The sequence below is a fragment of the Streptomyces sp. NPDC058619 genome, assembly GCF_042717785.1.
Lineage (GTDB): Bacteria > Actinomycetota > Actinomycetes > Streptomycetales > Streptomycetaceae > Streptomyces.
In genome coordinates, this window is record NZ_JBHXQN010000100.1 from 1 (window position 1) to 11,614 (window position 11,614).

Consider the following 11,614-nt stretch of genomic DNA (forward strand, 5'->3'; position numbering starts at 1 on the left):
TTCAACAGCAGAACCCGCCAAACGAGAGACGGTGCTGTCTGGTGGGCGGGGATTTGTGTATAACCCACCGCCCCCCCCCCCCCCCCGCAAACCCGTTCCGGTGGGGGAGAATGGACCGGGGCAAGGCGGACGCGGTACGGGAGAGGGATTGTGACGACGGCATCCCGGCGTTGGTTCGGTGGGCGGGACGAGAGTCGGCGGGCGGATGCGCAAGCGGCGAAGGATGCCGCCGCCGCGGCCTTCTACGAGCTGGACACCGCGCAGCGGGACCTGCGGATCTCGGTGGAGACGATCGCCGCCGCGGACGGATCGCCCGCCGCGCGGCAGGCCGGCGAGGGGTTCGCGGCGCTCGGGCGGCGGATCGACGAGGTCAGCCACGTGTACATCGAGGCGGTCGACGCGCACGACCTGGACCGGCCCGAGCTGGAGGCGTCGGTCGCCGCGCAGGCGACCCAGGACCTGACCCGGGCCCGCGAGGAGCTCGTACGGGTCAAAGCGGAGCTGGACCGGTACGAGCAGGGGCTGCGGCCGCTGCTCGACAAGGCGGAGACGCAGCTGGCGCGGGTGGCCCCGGCGCGGGAGCGGGCCAAGGCGGCGTTGCTGGCGGCGAGTGACGCGCTGGACGCCGTACGGGCCGAGGGCATGCGGGCGGACGATCTGGCGGCTCGGCTCGCGGCGCTGGGGCCCGAGCTGACGATGCTGAACCAGGGCGCCGCGCTCCACGGGGTGCAGGCGACGGTGCAGCGCGCCGACCGGATCCTCCGGGACGCGGAGGGCGTGCGCGCGGAGGCGGCCCGGCTGCCGGAGCGGGCCGCGGAGATCGACCGGCGGCTGGTGAGCCTGCGGACGCGGGCCCAGGCGCTCCGCAACCGGGCGGACCGGGTGGACCCGGTGCTCAGCGAGTTGCGCCGGAGGTTCAGCGCGGCGTGCTGGCAGGACCTCCAGCAGGTGCCGGACCAGGCGGTACGGGACGTGGCGCAGGCGGAGGACCGGCTGGCGGACGCCGGGCGGGCGCGCGACGAGCAGCGCTGGACGGACGTGGGGACGTCGATCGAGGCGGTCCGGGCCTCGCTCGACGCGGTGGACGAGGCGGTGTCGGCGGCGCAGGACCGGCTGACGCGGCTGGAGGCGGTGGCGCGCGACCCGCGGGCGGAGGTGGACCGTACGCGGTTCGCGATCCGGGACGCGCAGCGGCTGGCGATGGCGGGCCGGAGCGTGCCCGATCCCCGGCACGCGGCGCCGCTCGACGCGTCGGTGGCGCGGGTGGAGCGGGCGGTGGCCGGGCTGGAGGAACGGCACCCGGACTACTGGGCGTTCCTCCAGGAGATGGAGGCGGTGCGCGCCTCGGTGAACCGGGTGGTTTCCGAGATACGGGAGGACCTCGGGCACGGGTAGCGCGGGCAGCCAGCTCGTCTCCGGGCCTCCCGACACGTCCCCTACCTCGGCCATCCCGTAACCCGACCGCCCCCACCCCGACCGTTCCCGACCCGCACGCGCCCCGCCGCCGTTCCCGCGAACCGTCCGGGGTTGTCCGCGGCCTCCCGGCGGCGGATGCTGGGAGTGACGTACGGCCCGAGGCAGAGGAGGGCGGTATGGCTACCCACGCCGCGGCGCGCATGCGCAAGCCGGTCGGTGCCCGGCTCGACGAGCACCTGCCGGTCGACCACAGGCTGAGCACGGTGTACCGGGTGGGGGCCGGGCTGACCGGCCTCCTGCTCGTGGTGTTCGGGATCCTGGGGCTGATCGACCGGATCGGCTTCTTCGACACGGGCGGGGACACGGTCCTCACGCTGAACACGAACGGGGCGCTCAGCGTCCTGTCCATCCTCGTGGGCCTGCTGCTGCTGTACGGGGCGGCCGTGGGCGGGAACTTCGCCTCGACGCTGAACATCGTGCTGGGGCTGTTGTTCATCGCGAGCGGGTTCATGAACCTCGCGCTGCTCGACACCGGGTTGAACTTCCTCGCCTTCAGGATCCCGAACGTGCTGTTCAGCTTCGTCGTCGGCGTGATGCTGATGTGGTTCGGGATGTACGGGCGGGTGGGCAGCGCCCTGCCGCACGACAATCCGTACTGGCGGGCCCGCCATCCCGAGCAGGCGGCCCGGGAGCAGCGGGCGCGCACGGGCCGGGGATCCGCAGCCGCGGCGTCCGCGGTGTCGCACCGGCCGGGGATACCCGTACGGGGTCCCGAGGCTTAGCCTGTGCGCATGCCCCGTTACGAATTCCGCTGCCGGACCTGCGAAGACACCTTCGAGGTCAGCCGGCCCATGGCCGAGTCGTCCGCGCCCGCCGACTGCCCCGCCGGGCACTCCGACACCGTCAAGCTGCTCTCGGCCGTCGCCGTGGGCGGTTCCAGCAGCGCCGCCGCTCCGGCCATGAGCGCGGGAGGCGGTGGCGGTGGCGGCTGCTGCGGGGGCGGCGGCTGCGGCTGACCCCCGGCGCCACACCTGCGTACCGCCGGACCGCCACGCCGGAGTACCGCATGGCTCCCGCCCGCTACCTCTACCGCTTGCGCGACAGCGTCAGGCCGTCCGAGATCGCCAGCAGCACGGAGTCCATGCGGGGGTCCGCCGCGACGTGGTCGTTGTAGGCGCGGACGCCGGCCGCCGCGCCCGTGGCCGACTCGTCGAGGACCGTGCCGTGGTACAGCGTGTTGTCCGTGACGATCAGGCCGCCCGGACGCAGCCGCGGCACGAGCTCCTCCCAGTACGCGATCTGGCTCTGCTTGTCCGCGTCCACGTACGCCAGGTCGATGTGCTCGTCCGCCGGCATGGCCCGCAGGGTGTCGAGCGCCGGGGCGATCCTCAGGTCGATGCGGTCGGCGACCCCGGCCGCCTCCCAGGCCTCCTGCCCGTACCGCGTCCACTCCTCCGACACGTCGCAGGCGATGATGCGGCCGTCCGCGGGCAGCGCCTGGGCCATCGACAGCGCCGAGAAGCCGGTGAAGGTGCCGATCTCGACGATGTGGCGGGCGCCCGTCAGCCGGACCAGGAAGGCGAGCAGCGGCCCCTGTTCCTGCGCCGACTGCATTCCGGCGACGTCGGGGAACTTCTCGTACGTCGTGGCCACGAGCCCCCGCTGGACGGCGTCCAGCGGGGGGTTGTGCGCGAGCATGTACTGGTAGAGCCCGTCAGTGATCTTGGTGCTGTTTCCCTTGGTCATGCACCCAGTCTGCCGAGCCGGCCGGCCTCACGGGTGAACGCGCGGACGATCGCCTCGCCCGCGAGCACGCCCGCCTCGGCCAGGGCCGTCACGGACGGCGCCTCCCAGCCCGCGTCGGCCAGCTCCCCGTGGCCCGGGCGCCAGCCCCGGTCGGCCGCGAGCAGCAGGTCGGCGTCCAGGAGCGAGTCCCCGGCGGCGAGCGTCGTGGTGGCGCCCGTACGGCGGGCCACCTCGTGCATCGCCGCGCTCTTGGTCAGCGGGCGGGGCACGGCGTAGATCTTGCGGCCCTGGAGCGACACGGTCCAGCCGCGGGCGGCCGACCACTCCGCCAGGGACTTCAGCCATTCGTCGGGGACCAGCGCGCGCTCGACGACGAGGTACGCGAACAGCTCCTCGGCCACCCGCGTCTTGCGCAGCCACGCCGGGTCGGCGGTGGCCTGCAGGTGCGCGTGGACCTCGTCCAGCGGGGCGCACTCCGCGGCCAGCCGGGCCGCGACCTGCCGCCGCCAGTCGCGGTCCGGCACCCCGTCGACCAGCAGCTGGCCGCCGTTGGCGCAGATCGCGTACTGGGCGGGGCGGCCGGGGAAGCGGATGCGCTGGTACTGCTTGCGGGTCCGGGTGGTCGTCGGCACGAAGACCACCGACGGGTCGACCGTCAGCTCCGTCAGCAGACCCGCCGCCGTCTCCGTCATGTAGGACAGCGGCTTGCTCTCGTGGACCTCCACGCACAGCAGCCGGGGGGCCACCGGGTCGGGCATGGTCAGACCGAGGGCGGCCGCCGAGTAGATGAGCGTGCGGTCGAGGTCACTGGCTATCAGGAGGGTCACTTCGAGGACACTGCCTTCCCGTCGGCGCCCGTGGCGCCGCGCGTGAAACGGGGGTGGATGAGTCCGACGCAGGTGTAGGGCAGGCCGTCGACCTCCTCCACCGGTACGCCGCGCTGCTCGGCGAGCAGCCGTACGTGGTCCAGGTCGGGTCCGGCGCCGCGCTGGGCGAGGATCTTCCACGGCACCCGGCGCAGCAGGACCCGGGTGGTCTCGCCGACGCCCGGCTTGACCAGGTTCACGTCGTGGATGCCGTACTCCTCGCTGATCCGCTCGACCGCCGCCCAGCCCTCCCAGGTGGGGGTCCGGTCGGCGGCGAGGAGTTCCTTGACCTCCTCGTCGACGGCGTCGGCCACCTCGTCGAAACGGGCGGCGACGGTGTCGACGAAGTCGACGGAGACGTCGGCTCCGGCGAGCTCCCGGTAGAACTTCCCGCCGTGGAAGTCGGCGGGGCCCACCAGGTCGGACCTGAGAACCGTACGCGAGATGAGACCGGAAACGGTGGAATTGAGACAGGCGGAGGGGATCAGGAAGTCCTCGCGGGTGCCGTACGTCTCCACGCAGGAGCCGGGGTCGGCGAGGACGACGATCTCGGGGTTGAAGCCCTCGAACTCCGCCAGGGCCTCGCGCAGCTCGCGGGTGATGGCACCCTTGCCCGTCCAGCCGTCGACGAAGACGACGTCGGCCGGGTCGTGGTGGGCGGCGAGCCAGCGCAGCGCATTGGCGTCGATGCCGCGGCCGCGGACGATGGAGACGGCGTAGTGCGGCAGGTCCAGGCCGTGCCGGACCTGGGCCCAGCGGCGCATCAGCACCCCGACGGGGGTGCCGGCGCGGGCCAGGGAGACCAGGACCGGGGACGGGGAGCGCTCGGCGAGGACGGTCTCGGTGACCGTGCCGACGGCGCGGGCGATGCGGGAGGCGGAGTCGTCGAGGGCGCTCTGGTAGAGCTGCTGGTACTGCCGCGACGGCTGGTATTCGACGGGCAGGGACTCGGCGTAGTGGGCGCCGCCCGCCTGGATGGCCTCCTCGCGCTCCTCGGTCGGCGCCTCCAGCTCGACGTCGGAGAAGTCCTGGAGCAGCCAGCCGACGTCCTCGGGGGCGTAGGAGGAGAACGCGGGGCCGCGCAGGGGCTCGGACATGATCGGCTCCTGCCGGTCGGGTACGTACGAGGGCAGGACGGCCAGCAGGACCCGGCCGGTGTGCGGGGCGAGGGCCGCCAGGAGCCCCGTCCGCAGGGCGGGGGTGTCCCCGGCGGAGTCGACGACGGCGACGACGGCGTCGAAGCCGGCGCCCGCCGTGCTGCGCACGTTGTAGGCGTACCGGTCGCCGGGACCGTCGGCCGGGGCGTCGTGGGCGGGGAAGACGAGGCGGGTGCGGATGGCGTAGCCGGGGTCGTCCACGGCGAGCACGGGCGAGCGGGTGGTCGTCGAGAAGCGGACCTCGCGGGCCGCCCCCGCCTCCTCCAGGGCCTTCGCGAGGCGCAGCGGCGCGTACATCAGCTCCTCGTTGCCCAGGACGAGGACCCGTCCGGGCTCCGTGCCGAGGGCTGCCGCGAGCTGCCCGGCGAGGGCGGGGAGGGCGGCCTCCAGCCGGGTGCGGTGCGCGGGGGTGAAGCCGTGGCGGCCGCCGTCGGGGACGCCGGCCGGCCAGTCCAGCGGGACCTGCTCCCAGGCCGGCTCGCGGGGGTTCCCGCCGGCCGGCCCGGCGGCCCCGCGGGTGCCCGCCGCGGACGCGGCGTGCCCCCCGGACGCGGCCGGCTCCTCGTACTCCTCGACCAGGGCCTGGCCCCTGGCCAGGACCCCCTCTGGCAGCGCCAAAGTGCCGGAGGCCAGGGCGACCAGGTCCACGCGGGCGCCGAGCTCGGCGGCGAAGGCGGTGAGCCGGTCGCGGTCGGCCGGGGAGCGCATGTCGACGAGGGCGACGACGACGTAGTGCCGGCGGGGGTGGCGGGCGTGCAGGTCGCGGATGGTGTTCAGGACCGTGTTGCCGGTGGAGAACTCGTCGTCGACCAGGACCAGCGGCCCGCTGCCCGCGAGCAGCTCGGGGTCCTCGGGCAGCAGCAGGTGCGAGGTGGCGTGCGAGTGGGCCTCCTCGAACCCGCCGGCGGGCTCCACGCCGGGCACGGGCCGGCGGGTGGAGTGCAGGTAGGGGGCGGGGCCCAGGCCGTCGGCGACGCAGTGGCCGAGGCCGGTGGCGGTTTCCGCGTAGCCGAGGACCACGGCGGAGGCCGCGTCCTCGCCGAGCAGCGCGCGGACGCGCTCACCGAGCCCGTACCCGGCGGCGTACACCGTCTGCGGTGACTGCGGGACGTGCTTGCCGAGCACCTGCGAGACCAGCAGGTGCGCCCGCTTGGGGTTGCGCCGCAGCGCCAGGCCCAGCAGTTCGTCAAGCCGCGGTTTCCCGGCGCCCGGAGATTCTCGCAGGCTCACGCCGAGCCGCTGCGCGACCCAGGTTCCCGACCAGACCTCGTCGACCTCGTCGATCGTCTTGCCCTTCCTCGTCGTCAAGGACGGGCTCACACCTGGAGCCCGGCCGTGAGGAGGTCGACGAAGCCGACCTCCTCCTTTGCCACCCCGAAGACCTCGGCGCGCAGCATGGTGCGCTCGGCCCAGGCCCGGTGGGGCTTCACCTCGTTCATTTTGTTCGTATAGACGGAACGCATCACTCCGCCGCCGCCGCGCTCGGGGCGCAGGATGTCCTGGGCGTCGCTGAACTCCTCGTGGGAGACCACCGACAGCGCGTGCACGGGCGTGACGTGGGCGGGGTGGATGCAGGTCTTGCCCAGCAGTCCGTTGGCCCGGTCGAGCTCGATCTCGCGCAGCAGTCCGTCCAGGTCGTGCTCGATCAGGGCGGTGCGCAGCTCCTCCACACCTTCCTCCAGGAAGGGGCTGCGGCGCAGCTGGGGCTTGAAGAGGCGCTGCTGGCTGCGGAAGTACTCCCAGACCGGGCCGGTCACGGTGAACCCGGTGCCGTCGGCGCGGCTGAGGACGTTGACGACGTCCGCGATGACGCCCGCGACGATCTGGACGTCGTAGGCGGTCATGTCGGGGGTGCGCCGCAGCCCGTACGCGGAGCAGAAGTCGGTCACGCCGAGCCGCAGGGCCAGGACCCGCTCGCGGTGCTTGTTGACCGCCCGGGAGATGCCGGCGAGGGCCTCGACGCGGGTTTCGAGGTGGAGCAGCTCCGGGGTCTCCAGGACGGGCATCGCGTACAGGCGGGGCAGCCCGCTCTCGGCCTCCGCCTGGGCGACGGCCTCCAGGAAGGCGATTCCGCGGCTTTCGTCGAACTTGGGGAGTACGAATCCGGCCAGTCCCCGCACGGATCCGCCGAGGCGGCGCGCGAGGTCGGGAATCTGCTCGGGGGTGCGGACGCGGACGAACAGCAGCGGGAGCTCCCGGCCGTCCGGGTCGTCCGCGTCGTCGGCACCGTGGGTCGCGTCGAGCTCGGCGAACTGCCGGACGAGGTTCTCCTCGGCCCCGGCGACATCGCCGTCGCTGATGGAATCCTCCAGGCAGAGCACCATGGAGACGACTCCCCGGCCGGCCTGCTTGCGGACGTCCGCGGCGAGCTGGGGGCGCGTGGCGGGGCTGTAGAGCGTGGCTCCCAGTGCCGCGGCGAGGATGCGGGCCGGTGAGGCGCCGGTGAACTCCGTCGGCTCCTGGTGGAAGAGGTCCTTACGGACAGTAGGCGATATGTGCCCAAAGTGACGCATGCGCTTCCCCCGTACTGCCTCGGCGGCCCAACTGGCGTGGCCGGTAATAGTACGTACGAACCTGAGTCAAGAGTTCCTCAAGCACATGAAGTTCAGGTAACCCTCTTGCACCATGCCCAGGTCTCCCGTTCGAGGGCAAGGTCCTACGGGGGGCCGCATTGTCCCTGTCGCCCCCGGGAGGGCAGGATGACGGGCATGACGCACGCGATGCAGAAGGGCTCCAACATCCCGGTGGCCGCCACGGCGGTCCGGGCGGTGCTGCGCTGGACGGGTGGCCCCGACGTGCCGGACGTGGACGCGTCCGCCCTGCTCGTGGGCTCGGACGGCCGGGTGCGTTCGGACGAGGACTTCGTCTTCTACAACCAGCCGCGGCACCCGTCCGGAGCCGTCTGGCGCCTGGGGAAGAAGCAGATCGGCGACGCGGTCACCGACGCCGTCCAGGCCGACCTGCGGACGGTCACCCCGTCCGTGGACCGCGTCCTGGTGGTCGCCTCCGCCGAGGACGTGCCCTTCGAGCGCGTCCGCGACCTGCGCATCCTGCTCTACGACGCCACGGTGTCCGGCGCCTCCGAGCCGCTGGCCTACTTCGACGTACGGCCCGAGACGGGCGCCGAGACGGCCGTGATCTGCGGGGAGCTGTACCGCCGCGGCGACGGGTGGAAGTTCCGCGCGCTGGGCGAGGGCTACTCCGACGGCCTGGTGGGCCTGGCGACGGACCACGGCATCTCGGTCGACGAGAACGCCGCGGAGGGCGCGCCCGAGCCCGCGGGGAGCCCGACCGCCGGTCCCACCTCCGAGCAGACGGCCGCGATGGCGCCGCCCACGCAGGCCCCGCCGGCCGTACCGCCCGCGTACGGGTACCCCCAGCCGGTGTCGCCGGTGCCGGTGCCGGGCCCGGGCGGGGACCCGTCCTTCCGGATGCCGGTACAGGGCCCCCAGTTCATCCGGCGCTGACCGGCCGGGCCCCCGGGTCGGGCCGGGGCCGGGCCCCGGGGCGCCCGGCCCCGGCACCCGGGGGCCCGGCGGACAGGGCCGCCGCGCTGCAAGCGCCTGAGCGCCCGGCGCCGCCCCGTCAGGCCTTGGTGCTCTTGTAGCCCCGCCCCCACTGGAGCCCCCAGCCGTACAGCCGGTCCAGCTCGGCCTGGAACCCGTACACGAACTTCACCTCGCGCCGCACGACCAGCTCCCCCTTGACCTTCTCCAGGGAGACGACGGCGCACGAGCGGGCCTGCGGCTGCCGCTCGTCCAGCGGGATCTCGATCCGCGGCCCGGTGACCGGGAAGAGGGTCACCATGGCGTGCGTCCGGTCGAAGGCCGGGGTCTGGTCGTAGATGTAGACGAAGACCAGCAGCCGCTTGATGTCGTCGGCGTGGTCGAGGTTGATGTAGAGGGTCTCCCCCGACCCCGAACCGAACCGGTCGTCGCCGCTGAGCTTGACGAACGGCGGGTCGTTGAGGTCCCCGAGCAGGTTGCCGAGCGGCTGGACGGCGCCGCGGGTGCCGTCGGTCAGCTCGTACAGGCAGCCCATGTCGAGGTCGACGTTGACCATGCCCTGGGTGTGCGCCTGCACCATGTCGGGCTTGAAGAGCTTGAACGGGTGGCGGAACAGCTGCCCGCTCTGGCCGGACCGGCCGCCTATGTCCGAGGTGCGCATGCGCCAGGACAGGTTGACGCGCAGGTTGCCGTGGACCGCGCCCTGTTTGCTGAGCGACACCGTCGGTTGCCGCTTGGTCAACTCGATCGCGTTCGACGAGGCACTGCCCGACTGGAACTGCACGGCACGACTGCCCAAGATGCCGTCGAAGAAGCCCATCCCCTACCCCCTGGTTCCCCTGGTCCCCTGGATGCCTACGAGAAGCGGGGCGGCCCGCCGGGTCCGCTCCCCTGGACTTCCGTCCGGGAGGGACCCCCTGGGCCGCCCCGCCATGGAGCGTTCCGCATTAACGGCGGGGTCATGCCTCTACGGCGACCCCCTCCTTCTCCAAGCTCGCCAAGCGCTTGTTGCGGCGCAGCGAGGACCAGAAGGACCAGCCGATCAGCACGACGCCGACGAGACCGGTGATGAACTCGTTGATCTCGTACTGGATGGTGACGAGCAGGATGACGGCGAGCGCGCCAATGGCGTAGTGCGCGCCGTGCTCCAGGTAGACGTAGTCGTCGAGGGTGCCCTGGCGGACCAGGTAGACCGTCAGCGACCGGACGTACATGGCACCGACGCCGAGGCCGAGGGCCATGAGCACGATGTCGTTGGTGATGGCGAAGGCGCCGATGACCCCGTCGAAGGAGAACGAGGCGTCGAGGACCTCCAGGTAGAGGAACATGAAGAACGCGGCCTTGCCGGCCATGGCGACGGCCGAGACGGGCTTGCCGGTCTTCCTGGCCTCGTCCTCCGCCTCGCTGACGGCCTCCTCCTCTTCCTCCAGCTTGTTCTCGAAATAGCCGGAGAGGCCGCCGACCACCATGTAGGTGATCAGACCGAGGATGCCGGAGATCAGGACGGTCTGCGCCTTGTCCACGTGCATGCCACCGTGCTGGTGGGCGTTGGCGCCGAAGGTCATCGCGGTCACGGCCAGGACGATCAGCGCGATGCACGCCGAAAGCATGTCGACCTTGCCGAGCTTGGCGAGCGGGCGCTCCAGCCACGCGAGCCACTTGATGTCACGGTCCTCGAAGATGAAGTCGAGGAAGATCATCAGGAGGAACATGCCGCCGAAGGCGGCGATGGACGGGTGCGCGTCGGTGACGAGCTGCTGGTACATGTCCTTGTCGTTCATGGCCAGATCGACGGCCTCGATGGGCCCGATCTTGGCGCTGATCGCAACGATCACCACGGGGAAGACCAGCCGCATGCCGAACACGGCGATGAGGATGCCGATGGTGAGGAAGATCTTCTGCCAGAAGGCATTCATCTTCTTCAGGATCCCGGCGTTGACCACCGCGTTGTCGAAAGACAGCGAGATCTCGAGGATGCAGAGGATCGCGACGATCCCGAAAGCCTCCCACCCCCCGTAGAGAACCGCTGCGACCAGACCGAGCGCAGTGACTGCGAACGACCAGCCGAAGGTTTTGAGAACCACTGGCACCCCATCGTCTTGTACGGCTTTACGAAACGTTGACCCCGAAGTCTAGAGCGATGCCCCGGAGCCCCGACGCGTACCCCTGCCCCACGGCCCGAAACTTCCATTCGCCGCCGTAGCGGTAGACCTCGCCGAAGATCATCGCGGTCTCGCTGGAGGCGTCCTCGGAGAGGTCGTAGCGGGCCAGCTCCTGGCCGTCCGCCTGGTTCACCACGCGGATGAAGGCGTTGCTGATCTGGCCGAAGCTCTGTCGCCGGGCCTCGGCGTCGTGGATGGAGACGGGGAAGACGATCTTGTCGACCTGGGCCGGCACCTGGGAGAGGTCGATGATGATCGACTCGTCGTCACCGTCGCCCTCGCCGGTGAGGTTGTCCCCCGTGTGTTCGACGGAGCCGTCGGGGCTCGTCAGGTTGTTGTAGAAGACGAAGTAGTCGTCCCCGAGCACCCGGCCGCTGTTGCAGAGCAGCGCGCTGGCGTCGAGGTCGAAGTCCGCTCCGGTGGTCGAGCGCGCGTCCCATCCGAGGCCGATCAGAACCCGGGTCAGGTTCGGTGCGGCCTTGGAGAGGGAGACATTGCCCCCCTTGGCGAGTGTGACGCCCATGTTGTGGTCCTCCCCGGACGACGATGTGACGGCTGTGGCGGTACTGCGTGTGGCGGGTGTGGCGGTGCTGCGGGTGGCGGTGCTGCGTGTGGCGGTGCTGCGGATCGAACCCCGGGGCCGCGCGCGGGGGCGCCCCCCGCCGAGGCCGCCGCCCCGGGGGCCCCCCCGGCGGGGGGCGCCGCAATGGCCCGCTCAGGGGCCCAACACCCACCGCCCCCGCGACACACCCAGCCCCACC

At 72.1% G+C, this 11,614-nt stretch carries 11 protein-coding genes; 4 read left to right on the forward strand and 7 right to left on the reverse strand.

What is annotated here, in order from left to right; genetic code table 11:
- The first annotated feature begins 150 nt into the window (after nt 1-150).
- The 3 genes from ACFWTC_RS37435 (at nt 151) to ACFWTC_RS37445 (ending at nt 2,432) form a co-directional block, all read left to right on the forward strand.
- Nucleotides 151-1,395 carry a hypothetical protein gene (locus tag ACFWTC_RS37435; protein ID WP_384028041.1) on the forward strand — a complete coding sequence of 415 codons (1,245 nt, stop codon included), beginning with the start codon at nt 151-153 and terminating at the stop codon, nt 1,393-1,395.
- A 197-nt stretch (nt 1,396-1,592) separates the two neighbouring features.
- Nucleotides 1,593-2,198, forward strand: coding sequence for a DUF4383 domain-containing protein (locus ACFWTC_RS37440; protein WP_383915381.1), 606 nt, complete (start codon nt 1,593-1,595; stop codon nt 2,196-2,198).
- A gap of 9 nt (nt 2,199-2,207) precedes the next feature.
- Entirely contained in the window at nt 2,208-2,432 is a 225-nt protein-coding gene (locus tag ACFWTC_RS37445) for a zinc ribbon domain-containing protein (RefSeq protein WP_383915380.1), read from the forward strand.
- Nucleotides 2,433-2,502: 70 nt separating this feature from the next.
- On the opposite strand, the gene ACFWTC_RS37450 is transcribed toward ACFWTC_RS37445, so the two are convergent.
- The 4 genes from ACFWTC_RS37450 to ACFWTC_RS37465 are packed head-to-tail and all read right to left on the reverse strand — an operon-like array spanning nt 2,503 to nt 7,698.
- Nucleotides 2,503-3,162: an O-methyltransferase gene (locus tag ACFWTC_RS37450; protein WP_383915379.1), complete on the reverse strand. Its 660-nt coding sequence runs from the start codon at nt 3,160-3,162 to the stop codon at nt 2,503-2,505.
- The gene (locus ACFWTC_RS37455) at nt 3,159-3,989 is read right to left on the reverse strand and encodes an HAD family hydrolase (protein ID WP_383915378.1); all 831 of its coding nucleotides are present in this window, start codon (nt 3,987-3,989) and stop codon (nt 3,159-3,161) included. The genes ACFWTC_RS37450 and ACFWTC_RS37455 overlap by 4 nt, the downstream gene beginning before the upstream one ends.
- Nucleotides 3,986-6,493, reverse strand: a complete 2,508-nt coding sequence (locus tag ACFWTC_RS37460) for a phosphoribosyltransferase (protein WP_383915377.1) — start codon at nt 6,491-6,493, stop codon at nt 3,986-3,988. Before ACFWTC_RS37460 ends, ACFWTC_RS37455 begins: the two co-directional genes overlap by 4 nt.
- Before the next feature lie 8 nt (nt 6,494-6,501).
- Nucleotides 6,502-7,698: an HpcH/HpaI aldolase/citrate lyase family protein gene (locus ACFWTC_RS37465; protein ID WP_384028042.1), complete on the reverse strand. Its 1,197-nt coding sequence runs from the start codon at nt 7,696-7,698 to the stop codon at nt 6,502-6,504.
- Between the two features lie 195 nt (nt 7,699-7,893).
- On the opposite strand from ACFWTC_RS37465, the gene ACFWTC_RS37470 reads away from it, so the two are divergent.
- Entirely contained in the window at nt 7,894-8,652 is a 759-nt protein-coding gene (locus ACFWTC_RS37470; RefSeq protein ID WP_384028043.1) for a TerD family protein, read from the forward strand.
- A gap of 118 nt (nt 8,653-8,770) precedes the next feature.
- Here the strand turns inward: ACFWTC_RS37470 and ACFWTC_RS37475 are convergent, their stop codons facing one another.
- The 3 genes from ACFWTC_RS37475 to ACFWTC_RS37485 all read right to left on the reverse strand — a co-directional run bounded on the left by ACFWTC_RS37475 (nt 8,771) and on the right by ACFWTC_RS37485 (nt 11,376).
- Nucleotides 8,771-9,511 (reverse strand): Tellurium resistance, encoded by a 741-nt coding sequence (locus ACFWTC_RS37475; RefSeq protein WP_383915374.1) that lies wholly within the window; start codon nt 9,509-9,511, stop codon nt 8,771-8,773.
- Between the two features lie 139 nt (nt 9,512-9,650).
- On the reverse strand, nt 9,651-10,775 hold the full coding sequence (locus ACFWTC_RS37480; protein WP_383915373.1) for a DUF475 domain-containing protein: 1,125 nt from the start codon (nt 10,773-10,775) through the stop codon (nt 9,651-9,653).
- 25 nt (nt 10,776-10,800) lie between these two features.
- Complete coding sequence (locus ACFWTC_RS37485) at nt 10,801-11,376, reverse strand: TerD family protein (protein ID WP_351272106.1); 576 nt, start codon at nt 11,374-11,376, stop codon at nt 10,801-10,803.
- Nucleotides 11,377-11,614: the final 238 nt, after the last annotated feature.

Excerpts from the sequence above, each read along its gene's own strand:
- ACFWTC_RS37470 (WP_384028043.1), top strand. The coding sequence starts at position 7,894 with ATGACGCACGCGATGCAGAAGGGCTCCAACATCCCGGTGGCCGCCACG.
- ACFWTC_RS37440 (WP_383915381.1), top strand. The coding sequence starts at position 1,593 with ATGGCTACCCACGCCGCGGCGCGCATGCGCAAGCCGGTCGGTGCCCGG.
- ACFWTC_RS37450 (WP_383915379.1), bottom strand. The coding sequence starts at position 3,162 with ATGACCAAGGGAAACAGCACCAAGATCACTGACGGGCTCTACCAGTAC.
- ACFWTC_RS37485 (WP_351272106.1), bottom strand. The coding sequence starts at position 11,376 with ATGGGCGTCACACTCGCCAAGGGGGGCAATGTCTCCCTCTCCAAGGCC.
- ACFWTC_RS37445 (WP_383915380.1), top strand. The coding sequence starts at position 2,208 with ATGCCCCGTTACGAATTCCGCTGCCGGACCTGCGAAGACACCTTCGAG.
- ACFWTC_RS37475 (WP_383915374.1), bottom strand. The coding sequence starts at position 9,511 with ATGGGCTTCTTCGACGGCATCTTGGGCAGTCGTGCCGTGCAGTTCCAG.
- ACFWTC_RS37465 (WP_384028042.1), bottom strand. The coding sequence starts at position 7,698 with ATGCGTCACTTTGGGCACATATCGCCTACTGTCCGTAAGGACCTCTTC.